The 19,588-nt window shown below is 41.2% G+C and carries 19 protein-coding genes and 1 pseudogene; 5 read left to right on the top strand and 15 right to left on the bottom strand.

Annotation, left to right across the window (positions count from 1 at the left end):
• Window positions 1-2 precede the first annotated feature (2 nt).
• The 3 genes from AB5935_RS15945 to AB5935_RS15935 are packed head-to-tail and all read right to left on the bottom strand — an operon-like array spanning window position 3 to window position 5,563.
• Window positions 3-1,553, bottom strand: coding sequence for a DUF6850 family outer membrane beta-barrel protein (locus AB5935_RS15945; RefSeq protein ID WP_038609075.1), 1,551 nt, complete (start codon window positions 1,551-1,553; stop codon window positions 3-5).
• A 38-nt stretch (window positions 1,554-1,591) separates the two neighbouring features.
• The gene (locus tag AB5935_RS15940) at window positions 1,592-2,806 is read right to left on the bottom strand and encodes a DUF4876 domain-containing protein (protein ID WP_008673166.1); all 1,215 of its coding nucleotides are present in this window, start codon (window positions 2,804-2,806) and stop codon (window positions 1,592-1,594) included.
• A 21-nt stretch (window positions 2,807-2,827) separates the two neighbouring features.
• Window positions 2,828-5,563 (bottom strand): TonB-dependent receptor, encoded by a 2,736-nt coding sequence (locus AB5935_RS15935; RefSeq protein ID WP_007842616.1) that lies wholly within the window; start codon window positions 5,561-5,563, stop codon window positions 2,828-2,830.
• 454 nt (window positions 5,564-6,017) lie between these two features.
• On the opposite strand from AB5935_RS15935, the gene AB5935_RS15930 reads away from it, so the two are divergent.
• Both AB5935_RS15930 and AB5935_RS15925 read left to right on the top strand, forming a co-directional pair.
• A complete protein-coding gene (locus AB5935_RS15930) occupies window positions 6,018-6,308 on the top strand; it encodes a hypothetical protein (protein WP_007842614.1) in 291 nt (96 codons plus the stop codon).
• A 98-nt stretch (window positions 6,309-6,406) separates the two neighbouring features.
• Window positions 6,407-6,772, top strand: coding sequence for a hypothetical protein (locus tag AB5935_RS15925; RefSeq protein ID WP_007842609.1), 366 nt, complete (start codon window positions 6,407-6,409; stop codon window positions 6,770-6,772).
• A 264-nt stretch (window positions 6,773-7,036) separates the two neighbouring features.
• Here the strand turns inward: AB5935_RS15925 and AB5935_RS15920 are convergent, their stop codons facing one another.
• The 5 genes from AB5935_RS15920 to AB5935_RS15900 form a co-directional block, all read right to left on the bottom strand.
• Window positions 7,037-8,767, bottom strand: a complete 1,731-nt coding sequence (locus tag AB5935_RS15920) for an ABC transporter ATP-binding protein (protein ID WP_038612223.1) — start codon at window positions 8,765-8,767, stop codon at window positions 7,037-7,039.
• Window positions 8,768-8,778: 11 nt separating this feature from the next.
• Window positions 8,779-9,399, bottom strand: coding sequence for a class I SAM-dependent methyltransferase (locus AB5935_RS15915; protein ID WP_007837672.1), 621 nt, complete (start codon window positions 9,397-9,399; stop codon window positions 8,779-8,781).
• Window positions 9,400-9,411: 12 nt separating this feature from the next.
• Window positions 9,412-11,208, bottom strand: coding sequence for an ABC transporter ATP-binding protein (locus tag AB5935_RS15910; protein WP_007842606.1), 1,797 nt, complete (start codon window positions 11,206-11,208; stop codon window positions 9,412-9,414).
• Window positions 11,209-11,348: 140 nt separating this feature from the next.
• On the bottom strand, window positions 11,349-11,960 hold the full coding sequence (locus AB5935_RS15905) for a TetR/AcrR family transcriptional regulator (RefSeq protein ID WP_007837668.1): 612 nt from the start codon (window positions 11,958-11,960) through the stop codon (window positions 11,349-11,351).
• Window positions 11,961-12,058: 98 nt separating this feature from the next.
• Window positions 12,059-12,574 (bottom strand): TlpA family protein disulfide reductase, encoded by a 516-nt coding sequence (locus tag AB5935_RS15900; RefSeq protein WP_022185602.1) that lies wholly within the window; start codon window positions 12,572-12,574, stop codon window positions 12,059-12,061.
• A gap of 65 nt (window positions 12,575-12,639) precedes the next feature.
• Here AB5935_RS15900 and AB5935_RS15895 point away from each other — a divergent pair, with 65 nt between their 5' ends.
• A complete protein-coding gene (locus AB5935_RS15895) occupies window positions 12,640-13,815 on the top strand; it encodes an MFS transporter (RefSeq protein WP_038606183.1) in 1,176 nt (391 codons plus the stop codon).
• A gap of 1 nt (window position 13,816) precedes the next feature.
• On the opposite strand, the gene AB5935_RS15890 is transcribed toward AB5935_RS15895, so the two are convergent.
• Window positions 13,817-14,206, bottom strand: coding sequence for a DUF2721 domain-containing protein (locus AB5935_RS15890; RefSeq protein ID WP_007842602.1), 390 nt, complete (start codon window positions 14,204-14,206; stop codon window positions 13,817-13,819).
• Between the two features lie 118 nt (window positions 14,207-14,324).
• Here AB5935_RS15890 and AB5935_RS15885 point away from each other — a divergent pair, with 118 nt between their 5' ends.
• Window positions 14,325-15,494 carry a DUF3843 family protein gene (locus AB5935_RS15885; protein WP_007837658.1) on the top strand — a complete coding sequence of 390 codons (1,170 nt, stop codon included), beginning with the start codon at window positions 14,325-14,327 and terminating at the stop codon, window positions 15,492-15,494.
• On the opposite strand, the gene AB5935_RS15880 is transcribed toward AB5935_RS15885, so the two are convergent.
• The 6 genes from AB5935_RS15880 to AB5935_RS15855 all read right to left on the bottom strand — a co-directional run bounded on the left by AB5935_RS15880 (window position 15,491) and on the right by AB5935_RS15855 (window position 19,358).
• Entirely contained in the window at window positions 15,491-16,498 is a 1,008-nt protein-coding gene (locus tag AB5935_RS15880; protein ID WP_007837650.1) for a 2-hydroxyacid dehydrogenase, read from the bottom strand. The genes AB5935_RS15885 and AB5935_RS15880 overlap by 4 nt on opposite strands.
• Window positions 16,499-16,563: 65 nt before the next feature.
• The gene (locus tag AB5935_RS15875) at window positions 16,564-17,145 is read right to left on the bottom strand and encodes a Maf-like protein (RefSeq protein WP_008673173.1); all 582 of its coding nucleotides are present in this window, start codon (window positions 17,143-17,145) and stop codon (window positions 16,564-16,566) included.
• 17 nt (window positions 17,146-17,162) lie between these two features.
• Window positions 17,163-17,681, bottom strand: coding sequence for a KdsC family phosphatase (locus tag AB5935_RS15870; RefSeq protein WP_007837648.1), 519 nt, complete (start codon window positions 17,679-17,681; stop codon window positions 17,163-17,165).
• 5 nt (window positions 17,682-17,686) lie between these two features.
• The gene (locus AB5935_RS15865) at window positions 17,687-18,493 is read right to left on the bottom strand and encodes a Rossmann-like and DUF2520 domain-containing protein (RefSeq protein ID WP_008652681.1); all 807 of its coding nucleotides are present in this window, start codon (window positions 18,491-18,493) and stop codon (window positions 17,687-17,689) included.
• A complete protein-coding gene (locus AB5935_RS15860) occupies window positions 18,493-18,819 on the bottom strand; it encodes a hypothetical protein (protein ID WP_007837645.1) in 327 nt (108 codons plus the stop codon). The genes AB5935_RS15865 and AB5935_RS15860 overlap by 1 nt, the downstream gene beginning before the upstream one ends.
• Before the next feature lie 2 nt (window positions 18,820-18,821).
• The gene (locus AB5935_RS15855; RefSeq protein WP_007842596.1) at window positions 18,822-19,358 is read right to left on the bottom strand and encodes a nitroreductase family protein; all 537 of its coding nucleotides are present in this window, start codon (window positions 19,356-19,358) and stop codon (window positions 18,822-18,824) included.
• Window positions 19,359-19,403: 45 nt separating this feature from the next.
• On the opposite strand from AB5935_RS15855, the pseudogene AB5935_RS15850 reads away from it, so the two are divergent.
• Window positions 19,404-19,588 (top strand): annotated as a pseudogene (locus AB5935_RS15850) (GNAT family N-acetyltransferase); the annotation flags it as partial.

The raw sequence follows: 19,588 nt of genomic DNA, 5'->3' as shown, positions 1-19,588 counted from the left end.
TTTTAAAAAAAGATGCCCAGTGAACAAGCGGCATACTGGGCCGTTCCGCATTTTTTATAATATGCCGCCTGCCATTGAACAGACAAAGACAGGTTATATTGTTTCATGATGGGATAATCCCCTTGCAGACGAATCCCCACCATACTATAACTATCAGATAAATAGTCAATATTTGCCAATAAAGTCTGGGCGGACGACTTCGCGGCATTCAATCCCGGTAAAGAATATTCAGCCGATAAATTGGCATAATATCCACCGTTAGCTTCTGCGGTCAATCGTAGCAGCCTCTTCTGATACAGCAAACGGGCACGCAAAGAACTCTCCAAAACAGACAAGTGAACAAACCGGGATACGGCGTTGTAATCCGTTTCCAACCGATGGTAGATTATGTTTGGGACAATTGCTCCTCCCCATACACCTTTATCGGTCAAAAGCTTCTCCCACAAACCACTTACGGCAATCCGACTATTCGTGACCTTCATTCCCGGAGATGTACTAATTAATGCTCCATAGGAGCTTCCGCCCGCCTCTCCGTAAATATTCTCCATTCCTTTACGAACTATATAGCCTGCATCCAGTTTCACAGCAAGGTGTTCTGCCTGCTGAAGTTCCCGCATCCAGGTCACGTTTCCTTTCAAATCAGTCGTATTCAATTCCAGCAAAGTGAGATTATTGGCATTGCTCAATTTCTTGTCCATTGACATACGGTCAATTGAAACTGTGGCCGATATCCCCTTTTCCGTATCAACTGGCAGAATGCCTATGCTTCCTCCCCACCGGATGCCTTGATGCTTCGTCCCGGTCTGGTTTCCGGCGAAACGCACATAATCCATGCCCAATCCCAATATATGGTATACCGAAGTAGAGCCTTTATCTGCAAGGAATGAAATCTCACTTTTCTGCTGATAAAGCCGGAAATCTGCGGAAACTCCCAAACGATATGTCCCCAGACGATATCCTGCTCCCAAAGCAAAAGAGAGATCGGAAGCTGTATTACGTGGACGCGGATCTTTATCCCGATAATTATGAGACGCTCTGTAACCACCGGTGATTCCCCATGTCCAGGAACCTGACTCACTGGCGTAACCTCCATTGAAATAATAAGTTTCTCCCTTCAGGAAACCACCAATGGAATCACCAGTCACGTAAGGAGCTATCAATTTCCAGTCTATATTTTCATTCCATAACACATTCTCCTGCTTCTCACTCCTGTATCCTGCTGAACCGAATACACGATCACGTTCCGAAAGAATAACGAAGGAATTGACATCTACCCCGATACGGGTATCCTTATCACCTTCCTGTTTCAAAGATGCTTTTCCTTTATCATGATAAGCTCCATTTACGTCCAGCCTTGTCCATGTATACGGAGTATAGTAATAATAAAGTGCCGGATTCTGCCATATCTCGCCACGAAATCCGGTCGCAAATGAAGCGGTACGGATTACCTTATCGGACAGGGAGAGTGTGTCGGTAGTCTGCCCGAAGGCTTCCTGCCGACTCTCCACAAATAAAGCAATCAGCAACATAATGATAATTCGGATTAGCATCATGAATAATAAAGATTTATATATCAATAAGACGGATTCAATTATTTGTTAAACAGGCTCGGAGTAGCCACAGGTGTGAAATCAACGGTAGAGTTATTTGTATCCTGCAATACTTCCCGATCACCATCCTTGTAGGCGGCTTTACGCATTACGCACTTTCCGATGTTTTCTGCAACGGTATTGTTCATACCGATATAAGTATGCCCCATATCCAGCCCGGTAGAGGTTACATTCCACTGCCATTCATTGGAAGCACCTACATTTACAGCATCAATCACCCATTCATTGGGGAACTTATATTTGCTTTGCGGTTTACTGGCTGTTCCATTTTGCATAATATACGTATAGTTGTATGCATAGTCTGAAATATACTTTTCTTTAGTCATACTTTTGGGTAATCTGCCAATAGCATAAGCGCGATTTCCCTGTTTATTCAACACCCAGATAGTTTTGGAATAACAATAATAAACATCCAGATTGGGAACAGCCGGATTATCCACATCTTGCTTTGATTCAATATACCACTCAAAATTGGCTTTACTTAAATCTATAGAATTCGGATTAGCCTCTTTATGATTGATCGCATTGTCACAAAGGATAAAGGATTCTCCCGGTTGTACCGGATAATCTGTTCCACTGCCCGGTACTGCTACAACAGAGCCTACCGCAATAGCTTCATCCATGATATCCGGATCTACCGATTGATATTTCTGAGTAGTTTGGAATTGTGATTCCATAAATATCAATCCATCCGCATACAAAACTTTATCCGAGTTATTATAGATACGTATATACTGGTCGCCATTATATTGCTTACCTGCTTCATTATAGGTTCCGGGAATAAATATCTCGGCAATCACAAAATCAGGGTCACCTGTATTGAGTACATGAACCTTCAGTTCCAGCTTGTACGACCCTCCAGATACGGCCACATTCTGTTGTACTCCCTGTACATCGACTTCCACCGGAGTTCCATTCTGTGAGTAAGTTCCCTTACCAATGAAAGTTACATTATACAACCCGTCCGCCAGTTCAATACTCTGAGCCGGATAGGTAATGTCTGTCTTGACAGATGTATTTACATTTTCAAAAGTATAGGTTCCACCGGTCAGTTGCAGCCCCTCGATAGTTGTATCTACAGTAGTGGTAATACCTACAGTGGATATGCTCACTTTGTCATCATCACTACATGCGGTAAATCCCAGCATTGTCGCAAAAAGGACTAACATTGTCAATTGATTCTTTTTCATCTTCATCTCTATTTTATTGTTCATTTACTAAAAAGTTAAGTTCATTTCCATACCGAAATAAGGCGATTCGGACGTTCTCCGTTGCAGTACGCCCCGTAACGTATAATCAGGATAAATACCCAAAAGCCGGTTTACATAAAAAGCCAGATTCAGATACTTACCGATCCGTTTACTCGCCTTCAAATTGATATCCATATAAAAAGGCACGGTAGTACGCTCAAAATAAGTGGCTGAATATTTCTCCACCAGATGCTGTAACTGAATATTGTTTTTATCCTCTTCGCGAAACGGATGCGTTTCACCGGATTGATCTATATAGCTTACCGGCACGCCATTATTCCACAAGTTCCGTCTGTTGGTATACCAAGTGCATTGTGCCGACGTAGAGAAAGTAAGTCCCAAACGCTGTATATAGGTATCAAACATAAAGTTCGTATTGAATGCCTGGCTTTCTGTTCCGTTGTCCCCATTGTACAATCCCACATATTTCAGCTGTTTATTGTCCAACAATATAGAAGAGGCCTTATATTGAGGAGAATCCGAATTATAAATTGTCTTTATCCAGGCTCCATACATAGTGACGCGAGTCTTGAGCGATTCTATTCGTTTGGAAGCGAACTGAAACTCCACTCCTTCTTTACACACCTTCATTACATTACCTTGTGTGGAATACACATCCAGATTATATTCATTTGTATAAGTCAACTGAGAAAGTTCTGGAGGAGCCGTCAATGCTGATCCGTCGATACTAGCAGGATCATATAGTTTATATGCCAATGACCTATAATAAGTGATATCATCAAAAGCATTATTCATCCGTTCGCGGAAATAAGTTATCGACAGGCGGTTTCCCTTATAGCTGACGTCGGCCCGCACTTCCCATTTCATGTTACGTGCTGGTTCCAATTGATAGTTTGTATTATCCCATTTATATGTCATCATATTGATACGGCGATAATCCGGATTGGTATGGTAATAATTCAACTGAATCAAATCTACATACTTAAAATCCGGATATAGCTGTGCGGTGGTCGGCATACGGCTGATCCAGCCCAAACCTCCCGAAAAGGCAACATCCCATCCGTTTGATACCGGTAAACTCCATTGCAAGTCCAGACGAAGATCGGGATATATCTTGCCCTGCATCTTATATTTAGTGTCCAGCCCCAATAAAGACTGCAAACGGATACCAGCCGTAAAAGCCAATTTATGTCTATTTACAGGAAGATTCAACACCTCCTCGGCATAGAAGGCGAAAGGTTGCAGCCCCGGTATATCCTTAAAACGGCGAGGCCGTGTACTCAAACTTTCACTGATGGGCCGTGTCACATCGAATACCTGGCCTTCTCCCAAATTCTTCTGATAATTCCATTCCATCCCCATATTCATCGCATTCTGTAATACCCCCAACGGGAAAGCCAACCGCGTACGGGCGGAAGCCGTAACATATAAAGGTTTACCATCAATATCCATCTGTGCCACATAATTATAAGGTAGATAGATGCCATCAAACTCTCCGGTTTCTGTCTGAGTAGCAATAGCTGCCGGACGATTCAGAGAAACGGACTTTATTTCACGCATCTTCTCCCACTGCTGACTGACAGAAGTAGTCACACCAACCTCACGAATCCATAAATGGGCCGGAAACTTCATGCTCCATTTCCCCGCTATCTTCAGGCTGTTAAAGTCCGATTTATAAGAATCTTCCTTTACTGTCGCATCTTTATCCCTCTTCGCATCATCAAACGAGCCGGTATAATCGGAACTGATATTCCAATGAATATTACGTTCATTCCATAACCATTTGCCATCCAAGCGGGCGGAAGCAGTAAGGCGAGTGTAATTTTTCACACTGTTACGCGGATCTATTTTGGACTCCAAATAGTTTAAATCAGCATTCAACACATAACGCCCGTTCCCATCCAGCCGAATTCCCTTGCCTACAGAAAACAGTTTACTGGTTTTATCAGCCTTAAAACGCGCAGACAAGGGGCTCTCATTCATTTTACGCTGAATGATTACCGCACCGTTTGCCACATTACCATAAGCCACGGAAGGAATGCCACGAATGATTTCCACCTTCTCAATATTATCGGTTGAGATGGTACGCATATCCATCCCTTTTGACATTGTGCTCGTTGCATTCACTGCGGAAGTACTGTTTGGCATATATTGCAGATTCGCATCCGTATTCTGGGAGATACCATCAATATAAAATCCAACTCCCAATGAAGAGATATCCTCCGTCTTACCTGTTTCACGTATCCGGATCAGATTGGCCTGCCCCATCTGAGGATCAGCCGACTTTCCTCCAGGTACTAATTCCATCAAGTCACTGAAACTGCTGGGCTGAAGATGTTTCATGGCTGTACGGTCAACGATAGAAGCGCTGGTAGCGCGTTTTGATTCAGAAGCGGTCACCACTACCTCGTTCAGCGCCATGACCGAAGGTTTTAAATAAAAGATTGCTGAAATATCCCCAATGACCTTCACTTCTTTTTCTGTAGAATCATATCCTAAATAGGATACAATAACCCGATAAGTTCCAGGATGGATATGTAGAAGTTCAAAATGTCCATTCGCATCTGTTATTCCCCCATAAACAATCTGCTTATCCACAAACAATTGAACTGTAGCGTAATCCAACGCTTTATGAGTCTGCTCATCCAGTACAGTTCCCCGAAATACAAATGTCTGCCCCCATAAAAGAGACACATTGCTACAAATTATAAATAAAAAAATATATGCAATCTTACAAATCATTTCATTCTCTATTGGTTTGCAAAATTACAATTCATAAAAGCTCGGCACAATCCCCATTTCTAGGTATATACTAAATTATACATAGATCGGAGATACCTACATGACGGTATACAATTTACAAATAAAATCACTTTCACCTAAACTTTATATTCACATTTTTTTTCAATGATAAGATAAATACATCTACTTTTTACCTGTTTCAATGGGGAAAATGCCACGCCATATAAATACAGTTCATTATCAACATATTACCCCATAAGCAATGGTATGAAAGCATAATGGCATACAACTTTATATTACAAATCCATTGGCAGAATATTTATATCCGGCAGTCAAGGCACATCAGGTTTATTAAGTAATATCTATCCTTCAAATATTAAATTAGCAAGTGAAGAAAAGCAACTGCAAAAAACACTATATTTGTGGAAATGAATTCAAATTAAACAGTTAGATTATGGGAACTTTAGGTTGTATCAATGACATGATGAGAAGAGATAAAGAAAATCGTGAACTACGAAAAGCAGGAAAGGAACGCTTAAATGAAATTCGAAACCGACTGGTTGATTTGAACAAAAAAGAGCACTCCTCCCATCTATCCCTTGAGCAATTAGAAGAGATCAGAATAAAAACGCAAGAAAAAGAAGAAGCGGAAACTAACCAGCTCTTCAAAATAAAATTAATCATGTTAGGAATCGTTCTGATATCAGGAGTTCTGGTATGGATAGGGATTACCTTCTTTTTTTAAAATTCTACTCTCTATTTTCTTCCTTATTCCTTGAAAAAACCAATAAGAATTCTTATATTTGTGATACCAACTTGGAATAACCTTAAAAACAGATAGATATGAAAAGAATATTATTACTACTGGTTTTATGTTTAAACATAAGTATGGTGCTTGGACAAGAGTATAAAAATTGGGATAAATATGATATAGAGGGATTCTATACGATTGCCAAATCAAAAGCAGAAGCCAAGATTAGCAAAAATGTATTGAGGGAGGGAGCAGATTATTATATTCCCACCGAAATGGATGACCAAGTATTCCCAAGCGGAATCAGTAAAAAGATCACTCCCAAGCTGTACAAACTAAAAGACACCGAGATTTATGTCTTTTTTACTTTTCCACCATTCCTGTATGATTCAGACAACGGAATGATAGAAATAAAAAACAATAAGGGAGTTTTTTATAAAAGTCCGACAAATCCTTAAAAATGATTTAAACGAGAAATATCATATTTGTTTTGAGGCATGGAACAATGATCTGATAACAATCTTAATCTGGTTTGTTACTACCCGACCGCTCTTCCGCAAAACACTTCTTTCGGATAGAGAATACATTATTTTCACAACGTTAAAATATTCTGCAAAATAATATTTTTTTTCATCTATTCATATTTAAGTCCTATTAAGAAAAGTTGAAAAGAGAATAGTAATTCATATTCTCTTTTCAATTGTGTAATCAAATAGAATTCCTCATAAATTCCATCCAGAAGTACTTTCCTGAATTTTCCATAGCCGGGCATAAAGACCATCTACCCGAATCAATTCATCATGTGTTCCTTGTTCCTTAACTTGACCATCGTCCAAAACAATTATCCGATTAGCATTCATGATTGTCTTGAGCTTATGAGCGATAGTTATAACAGTACGACCTTTGATGAGAGTATCGATGACCTTCTGCATTTCCACTTCATTTTCAGGGTCAAGCGAGGCAGTTGCTTCGTCCAATAGAATGACTTGTGCGTCTTTCAGAACAGCACGAGCAATGGATATACGCTGTTTTTCTCCTCCGGATAAAGTACAACCGCCTTCACCTATCATCGTGTCATAGCCTTGCGGCAACTGCATGATAAAATCATGGCAACAAGCTTTTTGGGCTGCGACAATAATTTCATCATCCGTTGCACCAGCCTTACCAAAACGTATGTTGTTGCGTACCGTATCTTGAAACAGATAGACATCCTGGAATACCATAGAGATATGACTCATCAAACTTTCCGGATTTATTTTATCCATCGGGAGATCACCAAAAAAAACACGTCCTTTCTGTGGGTCATAAAAACGGGCGCAAAGTTTCATTACTGTACTTTTTCCACTTCCGGAAGGACCGACAAGGGCAGTCAATGAGTTTTTGGAAAGCGTAATTGAAACATCATGCAGGACTTCCTTGTCCCGGTAGGCAAATGAAACATGTTCAAAACGTATATCACCTGTAACCGGAGATTGCAGTTCTCCTCTCATTTCCGGCTCATCCATCAGTGTTAAAATACGCCCTCCAGCAATGGAGAAATAACGAAACTCGGCAAAGTTGGTCAAGGCAGAAGTTAACGGGTCAAACACACGAGATCCTACTACAAGAAACAGTATAAAAATAGGCAACGAGAGATCTCCACTCAATAGCAAATAAGTACCGCACAGTACCATCAATGTCAGCCCGGCACGCACCAAAGCAATGGAAAGCAGCACAAACGGGCCTAACTGTGCCTCCTGACGGATACAGGCACGGCGCAGTTCTGCAAACGCATCACGCAACCGGTCAAAATGGGCTCCCAACAAATTGTAAGCTTTCACCACCCGGATACCTTGCAGATATTCTTCAAATCGGCTTCCAGCATTAATTTTGGCCTGAACCTGACTTCCACTCAATTTTTTCTGCACACTCGTACTTACCCACAAAATGAATAAAGCCAGTGGTAAAGCGGCAAACATAGCAACAGCCATCCGCCAATCTATCCATATTAGTGAAGCAAAAGCTAGTACAGGCATAACTACAGCCCCCATCAGTTGAGGCAAATGATGGGATATTCCGGTTTCTGCCATTGAAAAATCGGTAATAAGCATAGACGACAAGTCACCGGGATCACGTTGTGAAAGAAATCCTAACGAGAGCTTCCGCAAGTGTTCTGCCAAAGAAAGACGTCCCGAAGCACTCATCTCATATGCCCCTCTAAAATTGGAACGATAGGAAGCTCGTTCCGCTAACGCCATGACTATCATATAACAAGCCATCACTCCGAATATATACCACAAACGAACCGTGTCAAGTGGCCGGCCACTTCCATCGAACGTATTAAAAACAATACGTACCGCCTCAATAGAGAGGCAAAACGGCACAATATTAATCAAATTGGCAAGCACTGTTAAACCTACTGGTCTACAAAGACGTTTCGTATGACCAATTGTAATGTTTTTGATCGCATTCATACCTGTTCCTTTCATTTACGTGCGATAATATACATTTCTTCTTTATTATGAACAACCTGAATGGTTGAAAATCCGGCCTCTATCAACAAATCCTTCAAATCTCCGGCTGTATATACCACCATTCCTTTTATCCGTTCAGTCCACATTTTTCCGAGTTCAGGACTGCTTGCTTCCAAGCCGACAAGGAAGCATCCTCCTTTTCGTAAGACTCGTACCACCTCAGCCAACGCTATCTCTATGGGCGACCAAAAATAGACTGTTTCAAAAGCAGTAACAGCATCAAATGTCCCGTCTTTGTATGGCAAGGAGCACACACTTCCTTGCTGTATGAAACATCGTTTATTCAATTCTTTCACATTGTATTTGCTTGCAAAAACTACACTCTCTTCCGATAAATCTATACCATAAACCTTTCCTTGAGGACATTGTTTCAACAAACGATTCAGGTTGGCTCCACCTCCGCATCCAATATCTAGGACAGTCCATTGCGGTTGCCAGTTTACCTGTTTCATACCACGACGGGCCAAAGAAGCATGAAAACGATTCATTCCCCATAAAATCATCCGACCCCAAAAACCTTTCGGACAGCTTGTATTCTGCAAAATACTGTTTAATAAATGCTTGTTTCTCATATCAATATATGTTTAATTCTTGTTTAACGACCAATGGTAAGCGTTTCTATAAGCATCCCACATACTTTTATATACCCCCTCTTTCACAGATAAAATATTATGTTTTCCACATTGCACAATCCGGCCTTCTTTCATGACAACAATCTGATGAGCTGATACAATAGAAGACAAACGGTGAGCTATTACAATAACCGTCTTGTCTTTTATCAAAGACTGCAAGGCCATTTGCATCTTATACTCGTTTTCCGGATCAGCAAAAGCAGTGGCTTCGTCCAGTACTAGTATCGGCGCATTCTTCAAGATGGCGCGTGCCACGCATATCCGTTGCGCCTCACCGCCCGAAAGAAATATACCTTTATCCCCAATTTTAGTATCATAACCATCTGGCAACCGTTCTATGAAATCATGGCATTGGGCGGCTTCAGCAGCAGCTATCACCGCTTCTTTACCGGCAGAAGGAGAACCGATGGCAATGTTTTCATACAGCGTATCATAAAACAAGAAAGTGTCTTGAAAGACAAACGATACGGTATCCATCAACTCTGCTGTTGCTATTTGCTTGATATTCACACCACCGATAAGGATTTCGCCCTGCTCTACATCCCAAAAACGCGGTATCAAGTTGGCTACCGTCGATTTACCGCTACCAGATGGTCCTACGAGCGCAGTTATTTCCCCTTGCTGTGCCTTGAAATTGATATCATGCAAAACTTTCGTCCGTGTTCCCTGTTCTGTGTTCTCATAAAAAAATGACACATGACGAAATTCTATATCATACCTCTCCGGCACTTGTGGATGTTCCGGCTCGGGAATAGGTTGCCTCTCCAGTATGCGGTCAATACGTGCTACCCCCTCATTGATTTCCCGTGTGTTCCCACCCAAGAAAGTCAGTTTGTAAATAGGTGAAGCCACACCTGGTCCCATAATAATAAAAAACAACCATACCGCAGCCAGTGACAAAGATTGCGGGTTGGCATTCAGCAACAGGATACCCATTGGAAGAATGAATGTCACCATTGAACCAAGCAGAACAGTAAAGGCAATCATCCCGTTCTGGTAGGTATCACAGCATTTCAAAGCAAATGTCTTGTATGCCTGTATCTCTGCATTGAACTGGCGGAACGAGTATACACTTTGCCCAAAAATCTTTACTATAGGCATTCCACGAACATATTGTACAGCAGAAGTACTCATCCTTTCCTGTGCATCGTAATAGACACGCATAAACTCCTTCGCTTTCTTTCCCATAAAATTGGAGAATTGTAGGAAAAGGCTTAATACGACAACTGTCAAACACGCCACTGTCAACCATACATTTAATGAGAAGAAAATGACAAACATCACTGCCACCGTAGCTATCACATTTACCAAATCGGGGATAGTATGTGCAATGAATCCCTCTATCTTCTCGATGTTCTGATCCATCGTTTTCTTGATGGACCCGATGGAAGTGTTGTTCAGATAGCCCAACGGAAGTTTACCGATATGTTCGGATAAACGGACACGCAACCCATACAAGATTCGGAATGCGGCTACATGAGAGGACATAAGGGCAGCGTACAGCAAAACCAATCCGCCGACAAGTCCACCCAGTGCGATCCATCCCCAACGTATCATTTCAGTTCCATTTGCCAAAACAGGATTGCTGCCATGCAACAACAACTCTTTCAGCACCTCATAGACAGCCCAATAGGGTACAAGCATACACATGGCACTACCTACCGACAGCAAACCTGCCAGCAGAAGCAACCCTTTCTTCTGTCCCGCAATCTCTAACAAACGGGGCAATCCTTCTTTCTTCTTTTTCATATAATTGTACTATATCAAACGGATTATTAGTGAACGGTATTCAAATTTGTTCATAAAAAAAGGAGGAAACCTCCGTAAAGACTTCCTCCTTTCCTGCTGCCTTACTGTAGCAACCAGTCTGTATATACAAATTTTACCTGTCATATTCGAATAATGGCCCTCCAACCTTGGATCTCAAATAGAATATAATTGTGTAAAATAGCTTTCATTTCCTGTTTCGCTATTGAATGCCTCAAAAGCTCCTCAAACATAGTAAACATCCATACAGTATGCAAATGGATTATAAAATCGGGAATAGCTATATTTATCATCGGGTATTTTCTCTGCATCACCGTAAACCAGACTTTGACTAATTCGGTTGAACGGTCTGTATAATTCTCCCGAAAACGTTCCAATGAAGAACCTTGCGCACGAAATAACAGTATTTTCATCAATCTGTGGTGGGTGTCATACAAGGAAATATATTCGTTTATACAGGTTTCCAAGTATTCTTCCGACCTCATCATCATAATATCCTCGCCCTGTATTCCATGATGTTCCTGCAACAGCATTTCCAACGCATACAAAACCGGACGAACAACTTCATGAAACAGCTCATCCTTACTTTTAAAGTAGTTGTAAATATTTCCCACCCCAACACCTACATCCACAGCTATCTCACGCATGGAAGTCTTGGAATAACCTTTCAACTCAAATTGTTGTTTGGCTACATCCAAAATACGGCTACGTATGTTATCCTTTAATATTTGCATGTATAGTCAGCTGTGATTCTGTTTTTATGATGGCAAAGGTAATGAGCTTATCATTATCTGACAATACCTATTTTTAGGGATTTTACCCTCTCTAAAAACTACAAACAGGTTTCTATAGCCTCAGCCAAATCTTCATAACTTGCCAACGGGTTATCCGTGAAAACACTACGGATAACCAACTCTTTATCTATGACATAAACACGAGGTATCCCCGATTTAGCAAACTGATAGTATACCGTGCGGTTTTCTTGGGCCGAATAGGGCAAAGTCAAATGATTTTCGTCCCAATAACGGACAATCTCTGCCGAACTCTCTTCCCTGCTAATACAAACCATCCGGATTCTTTGACCGTAATCCGTATATATTTTTTGCAGCACAGGAAGTTCTTTCCGGCAGTCCGGACAACCCGTATGAAAAAACACAATCAAGGAAACCTCTCCTTTCAGGGTTTCGGAAGTTATTATTTGTCCATCATCCATTACCACAGAAAAAACAGGAATGTTCTCTCCTGTTTGTAAATCAACAGTACCTTCCTCCACATCATCATCAATACACGCTATAAACATTACACAGGTCCAAAACAGAAAACAGACCGTTTTTATACAATTCTTCATTTTCATTTCTATTTTTCTTCTTTACAAAGATAACATGATTTTCATGAAATTACTACTTTTGCAGCATGAAACAAGAATTAAAAGAAAACCAAGGACTACCTGCCTCCTTACTTTGGACGCTAGCAATTATTGCGGGAATCTCCGTTGCCAATTTATATTATAACCAACCTTTATTAAATCGCATCAGCCGTGATCTCCAAACATCCGAATTCACCGCCAACCTGATAGCAATGATTACCCAAATAGGTTATGCCATCGGATTGCTGTTCATTATTCCTTTGGGAGATTTATTTAAAAGGAAAACCATTATTCTAATCAATTTCACAGTCCTAGTCGTTTCATTACTAACCATCGCACTGACTCCTTATATCCATCTCATTTTATTTGCCTCTCTGCTGACCGGCATTTGTTCGGTGATGCCACAAATCTTTATCCCCATAGCTGCACAATTCTCCACCCCCAAAACCAAAGGAAGAAATGTAGGCATGATTGTATCAGGGTTACTGACTGGTATTTTGGCTTCGCGCGTAGTCAGCGGAATTGTCGGCGAATATTTGGGATGGCGGTTTATTTTCTTTGTAGCGGCGGGAATGATGGTGATATGTCTCATCATTATCATGCGTGTACTACCCGATATGCCATGTAATTTTAAAGGGAAATATAGTGATCTGATGAAATCCTTGTTTTCATTAGTGATAGAATACCCCCAGTTACGTATTTCTTCCTTACGTGCCGGAATTGCTTTCGGTTCATTCCTAGCTCTGTGGACTTCGCTGGCATTCAAAATGGGACAAGCTCCTTTCTTTGCAGGAAACAATATTGTAGGGTTATTAGGATTGTGCGGCATAGCAGGAGCTCTCACCGCCTCGTATATAGGAAAATATGTACATGTTTTGGGAGTCAAACGACTGAATTACATAGGTTGTGGCTTGATTTTTGTGGCGTGGTTCTCACTTTATTTCGGTCAGGACTCTTACGTGGGTATCATCACCGGAATTTTTATTATAGATATAGGTATGCAATGTATCCAATTGAGTAATCAGACTACGATTTTCGCCCTCAACCCGAAAGCAGCCAACCGTATTAATACCATTTTTATGACAACTTATTTTATAGGTGGTTCCGTAGGTACATTCCTTGCCGGAACATTCTGGCATTGGTTTGGATGGCAAGGAGTAGTAGGAACAGGGATCGCATTAACAGCCTGTTCCTTTATGATAAATATCTTTGCAAAAAGATAAATCAAGAATCCATATCACTCAGATGCAGTTCCAGCGCCTTGACGGAAATATAAATCTCGCGGACAGAAATGCCTAAAGAAATAATGAGCAGCACCAGTGCCAGTCCAAAAATATATACGGATATGAGGTAAAGCTGTATATACATTAAAAACATACTGACCACGCAAAGCAACAAGCTCCCGATACCTGTCACCTGCATAGCACGTGTCAGATAAAGGCGTTTGCGGAGATTAGAAATCTGTGCTGCCGTAACCGCCGAATGATTTTCACGATACTGATCCTTCAACGTGCGTACTAACTGGGCATATGACAGAAAACGATTGGTATATGCCAGCATAATCAGCGATATGGCTGAGAACAATAAAGCAGGAGTTGTTAAATCTATTTCCATTTTTATAGGTATTTCAAAGTTAGAATATTGCAAAGATAAAGTAAATATCCCGATATTCTCCTTCCTTTTTACAATGAAAGGAATATCTTTGCAATAAAAATAATTCCAATAAACTAATATGCAAACCATAAAATTATACATAAAAGACTGGTTGGCTATCCATCCTTATATCCAACAACAGACTACAGACAGATATTTTGTCGATCTGGCTAACCGATTATACTCCACTTGTACGATAAGAGAGATTCCCGAATCCATTAAAAAGAAGTTATGTCTTTACACCGCTGCCTATTTTGAAGATGTCATTTCAGGTTTAGGTCTATGGCAAGCATTCATCAAAAAGCATCTGGAACTATATGATACGTCACTTCCTTTCTATACCATCCGACCGGATTATATAAAAGATGAGATCAATGAGGAAGATATCCGTTTCATCATTTGGAACACTTTAGAGAAGGCTCCATATAAACATCTGTATATCAATCCGATGGACAGGAATATCGAAGAAACTGCACATTTATTTTTCCGGATATTGGATGAAGAATATGAAACGGCTCCCGCCAATGCCACGTTACAGGAGTTCTTTATGGATTTCAAAGGAAAAGAGGACGCAAACCATAAACTACGCTGGCTGTTCGGACATACTTATCTCACAGAACCATCTGTACAAGAATATATTGCACAGGTTACAGAAACCGACAAATTCATCATTCCATGTGGCCCCCTTGCCCTGTTTCTTCATGAATGGATTGACCTGCTGACCAACGGAGAAACCGAATGTTGGGAAGAGATAGAAGGACTATACCCTGCCATTCCCGAAATATCGGACGAGATGAAGGAAAGGAACCACCATACCTATCAATTGTTCACGCAAGGCACAAATGGTGCCCGTATCGTATATCTGAAAAGCTATAAAGAACTACACAGTTTCCTTACCCAAGTATTACAATGGCCGGACGATTCCAATCACACTTTGCCCCAAATGAAGGAACATAAGGATTTCATCATGATGGTAAATTCCGAAAAAGGTATTCTATTGGCGAAGGATATATGCAAATACATCAGTGATCCTCTTAACCCGATGTATGATGCCGCAACGGCTGCCCAAGAGGCATTCAGCCTGCTTACTATCCCGACCAAATGTCCGCCGGACCTGATGGAATATTTAATAAACAACCACTATATCCCCGATGCACAATTCCCCGAATTTGGTGAAAAGGAACTGGTTCAAAAGAATGCGGACTTTATAGCCCGCCATTCCTTATTGTATTACTACAGGGGAGATTAGACCCTCCCCACCGCTACTTCGTTCACCAAAGGTCTACCTTCAACAAAGTCTTTCACGTTTTGTAGAGTAGTATGAGCAATATTCGTCATTGCCTCTTTGGTAAAAAAAGCCTGATGTGAAGTTACAATCACATTATTGAAAGACAGAAGACGAGCTAAAGTGTCATCATCAATAATCTTATCAGACTTATCTTCATAAAAATAAGGCTCTTCTTCCTCGTATACATCCAGACCGGCATATCCCACTTTTTTGGTCTTCAGCCCCTCTATCAAGGCATTGGTGTGAATCAACTGCCCACGCCCCGTATTGATAATCATCACCCCATCTTTCATTTTACTGATGGAATAATCATTAATCAGATACTTTGTCTGTTCTGTCAAAGGACAATGCAGGGAGATGATATCCGAACTATGATAAAGTTCATCCAAAGTACAATAAACCACCTGATGTTCACGGGCAAAATTGTAATCGGGATAAAGATCATATGCAAGAACATTCATACCAAATCCACGTAATATCTGAATTAAAATCTTGGCAATCTTACCCGTACCGATAATTCCGGCAGTCTTGCCATGCATATCAAATCCCATAAGTCCATGCAAAGAAAAGTTTCCGTCACGTGTGCGCATTGTGGCACGAGGAATCTTACGATTGAGTGACAACATCAATGCCACTGTAAATTCGGCAACAGCATATGGCGAATATGCCGGTACCCGTACCACTTTCATCTTACCTGCCGTTGCCGCTAAATCCACATTATTATAACCAGCACATCTTAAAGCCAGCAGTTTAACACCATTATCCGCCATTGCCCGGATAACTTCGGCATCAGCCGTATCGTTTACGAAGATGCAAACCACATCTACTCCTTTGGTCAACACCACGTTATTCATATTCAAATGGCCTTTGTAATACCTGATATCAAAGCCAAACTTCTCATTAGCCTCCGTAAACGAGTGTTCGTCGTAGGGTTTCGTGTCGTAAAAAGCTATTTTATAAGCCATAATTATTTTTTATTTATAGTTCATATAAATAACAAAAACACGTCCCTTACTGTTCACATACAGACTTATAGTTTTTTCAGTTCTGTGTACAGGCACTGCACAGGGAGTCCCATCACATTGAAGTAACTACCCGAAATTCCACAGACACCAATGAAGCCTATCCACTCTTGTATACCATAAGAACCAGCCTTATCCATCGGCTTGTAAACCCGAATATAATAATCGATCTCCTCATCGGACAATTCTGCAAACGTTACTTCTGTCACAGCAGAAAAACTTCTCTGAGTCCTGGCAGTAGTCAGACAAACCCCAGTTATCACCTGATGGGTCTTGCCAGAAAGCTTCCACAACATCTGCCGTGCATCATCCTCGTTATGAGGCTTGCCCATGACTACACCGTCCAACCATACAATGGTATCAGCAGTAATAATCAATTCGTCCGGATGCATGATATTCCGGTAAGCAGCCGCCTTCTCGCAAGCTATATACAAAGGAATTTCCTCTGCTTTCAATGTATCCGGATAGGTTTCCTCTATGCCGGGTAGTGTTTTTACCTCATATTTTATACCTAAGCCGGATAACAATTCTTTGCGGCGCGGAGAATTGGAAGCAAGGATTATTTTATATTTTTCTAAATTTTCCAACATAGCTTTTCTTTATTTCATTACCACCCGAAGGCTCTTTCATGAGCCATCCATTTTCCTTGAGCCTTCAAAACCTGTTCCACCACGTCACGGCCACATCCATAGCCCCCATTACGATGAGAAATATAAACAGCTGTTTCTTTTATCTCAGGTGCCGCATCAGCAGGACAACAAGGTAGCCCACACAAACGCATCACTTCATAATCGGGAATATCATCGCCCATATAGAGTATCTCCTCATCCTGCAATCCATATTTTTCCTTCAAATGGGCATACTCCCGGGTCTTTACCGCAGCAGCCAGATAAACATCCTTGATACCCAGCCCCTCATAACGCTTACGCACCGCCTCGGTATTTCCACCAGTAATGATGGCAACATGCAGCCCGCATTTCACAGCCAACTGTAATGCATACCCATCCTTGATATTAACCGTACGCATGGGTTCACCATTGGGGTGCAAATAAATAGTTTCCGCACTCAATACCCCATCGACATCAAATACCAATGCCTTTATTTTCTTTAAATCATAGTTTATCATACCACTTATGAGTTCTTTCCCTCTTTATTTGTCTGAATAACAGACAAAGGGAGATCATGAATACTTTTACTTATCTTTTCGTACAATTCCTGCAAAGACTCCTCATCCGCCAACATCTCCAAATGTTTGCTTATTACGTTTTCATCGTAGCGTACAGCCGGACCTGTCTGCGCCTGTGTGGGAGAAAGTTCATGTACTTTGCCGGCAGTTTCGTCTATCAGCGGAAGCATCACTTCAAAAGAAATCCCCTGCTTTTCCAGTATATGTGAACTTAATGCATACATATGATTAGCAAAATTACAAGCAAAGACTGCCGCCAGGTGCAAATGCCTACGTTGACCGGAAGTCACTTCATACACTTTAGGACTGAGACGAACTGCCACCATACGCAGCACTCCCACTTCTGCCGGAGCAGATGCTTCTATAAAAAAAGGTACGGTATTGAAATCAACTTCACGCTGCTTGCTAAAAGTCTGCATAGGATAAAGTACCCCATAGCGTTTTACCAACCCCTTCCATAAATCCATAGGCATACTACCCGCCGTATGTACAAACAAAGCCTGCTCCCTTCCTTTCACCAATACAGGAGCCAATTGTCGCAAAACTGCATCTTTCAGCGCTACAATATACAAATCGGCATCCCGACGTATCTCATCCGGCACAATTGTGTAGTCTACTAAAAGTCTGTCAGCCAATGCAGAAGCAGACTCCTCTGTACGGCTGTATACCTGCAAAATAAGACACCCTGCCTTTTGTAAAGCGATTCCCAAATGGGTAGCCACATTGCCAGCTCCTATCAGAACTATTTTCATCATCGGGTCGAAACTAAATATAAAATAACTCCTAACAACAACAAAGCCGCCGGCAACAAATAAGCAGACATCTGCCCCAACAAAGCTATCACCAAACTGATATTCAATATCAGCCATATACCCGCCAATACAATTCCTACTGACTTATCGGCCTTGAACCAAAGGAAAATAACAGCTGCATACAGTAACAGATTGTCTTTCTGCATAACCCATGGCAACCCGTGTGAGGCAAATCCTATAAACTTATCGATCAGATAAAGCATACCCATCACAATGAGAAACACCGCAGAAGCTTTATACGTATCCTTATGATTGACAGCAGCCACGTTTACTTGCCTCCAAATTTATTGATGTGAATTTTCTCCCATTGCAAATGGTCCTCATTAAAAGGCTTGCGTTCCATGCCCTTATGTCCTACCGCTATAATGGAAACCACCTGCAACTGCAACGGAATATCAAGCAGCGTATGCACGTATTCACCCGAGGGCATCCCGGTAGCGGTAAAACGTTCACGCACCTGTATCCAACAACTTCCCAACCCCAAATCTTCTGCCTGCAACTGGATCATTATGGAAGCAATTGCCGCATCTTCAATCCAAACATCACTAGCCAACGGATCAGCCATCACAACTACAGCCATAGCAGCATCCGCTAGAAAAGCTGCCCCCATCTCCTTACAATGGGAAAGTTTTTCCAGCATATCCTTATCATCTACCACAAGAAACTGCCAGCAATTGCTACGTTTAGAAGACGGAGCCATCAAAGCAGCCTTCAACAAAGCAACCACCTCTTCCTGTGTCAACTCTTGATCCGTGAACTTACGCATACTGCGTCTGTTCTTTATTAAGTCACTAAATTGTTCCATAATATACTCAGTTAATTTATTTTTCTGCACAAATATACAACTAGAATGTGGATTGATAAACAAAAAACAATAAATTTGCAATTAGAGATGCCTGTCAGATTAAGTACATATCGCAAAGGAAATGCCATTCCCCCTCTGCCTGGAACAAACATTTTCCATTCTACCGAGTTATTTCATGTCTTTGAAATGACTCGGGGATACGAACCTCTGCTTATCGTAGCCTATATAGG

The sequence above is a fragment of the Phocaeicola sp. RTP21198st1_B8_RTP21198_201120 genome (genome assembly GCF_040929485.1).
Taxonomy (GTDB): Bacteria; Bacteroidota; Bacteroidia; order Bacteroidales; family Bacteroidaceae; genus Phocaeicola; species Phocaeicola dorei.
Note: the sequence above shows the minus strand (reverse complement) of the source record. Positions and strands in the feature narration are given on the sequence as shown.

Coding starts and splice junctions, on each gene's coding strand:
- AB5935_RS15945 (WP_038609075.1), bottom strand. CDS start 1,553: ATGATGCTAATCCGAATTATCATTATGTTGCTGATTGCTTTATTTGTG.
- AB5935_RS15940 (WP_008673166.1), bottom strand. CDS start 2,806: ATGAAGATGAAAAAGAATCAATTGACAATGTTAGTCCTTTTTGCGACA.
- AB5935_RS15935 (WP_007842616.1), bottom strand. CDS start 5,563: ATGATTTGTAAGATTGCATATATTTTTTTATTTATAATTTGTAGCAAT.
- AB5935_RS15930 (WP_007842614.1), top strand. CDS start 6,018: ATGGGAACTTTAGGTTGTATCAATGACATGATGAGAAGAGATAAAGAA.
- AB5935_RS15925 (WP_007842609.1), top strand. CDS start 6,407: ATGAAAAGAATATTATTACTACTGGTTTTATGTTTAAACATAAGTATG.
- AB5935_RS15920 (WP_038612223.1), bottom strand. CDS start 8,767: ATGAATGCGATCAAAAACATTACAATTGGTCATACGAAACGTCTTTGT.
- AB5935_RS15915 (WP_007837672.1), bottom strand. CDS start 9,399: ATGAGAAACAAGCATTTATTAAACAGTATTTTGCAGAATACAAGCTGT.
- AB5935_RS15910 (WP_007842606.1), bottom strand. CDS start 11,208: ATGAAAAAGAAGAAAGAAGGATTGCCCCGTTTGTTAGAGATTGCGGGA.
- AB5935_RS15905 (WP_007837668.1), bottom strand. CDS start 11,960: ATGCAAATATTAAAGGATAACATACGTAGCCGTATTTTGGATGTAGCC.
- AB5935_RS15900 (WP_022185602.1), bottom strand. CDS start 12,574: ATGAAGAATTGTATAAAAACGGTCTGTTTTCTGTTTTGGACCTGTGTA.
- AB5935_RS15895 (WP_038606183.1), top strand. CDS start 12,640: ATGAAACAAGAATTAAAAGAAAACCAAGGACTACCTGCCTCCTTACTT.
- AB5935_RS15890 (WP_007842602.1), bottom strand. CDS start 14,206: ATGGAAATAGATTTAACAACTCCTGCTTTATTGTTCTCAGCCATATCG.
- AB5935_RS15885 (WP_007837658.1), top strand. CDS start 14,325: ATGCAAACCATAAAATTATACATAAAAGACTGGTTGGCTATCCATCCT.
- AB5935_RS15880 (WP_007837650.1), bottom strand. CDS start 16,498: ATGGCTTATAAAATAGCTTTTTACGACACGAAACCCTACGACGAACAC.
- AB5935_RS15875 (WP_008673173.1), bottom strand. CDS start 17,145: ATGTTGGAAAATTTAGAAAAATATAAAATAATCCTTGCTTCCAATTCT.
- AB5935_RS15870 (WP_007837648.1), bottom strand. CDS start 17,681: ATGATAAACTATGATTTAAAGAAAATAAAGGCATTGGTATTTGATGTC.
- AB5935_RS15865 (WP_008652681.1), bottom strand. CDS start 18,493: ATGAAAATAGTTCTGATAGGAGCTGGCAATGTGGCTACCCATTTGGGA.
- AB5935_RS15855 (WP_007842596.1), bottom strand. CDS start 19,358: ATGGAACAATTTAGTGACTTAATAAAGAACAGACGCAGTATGCGTAAG.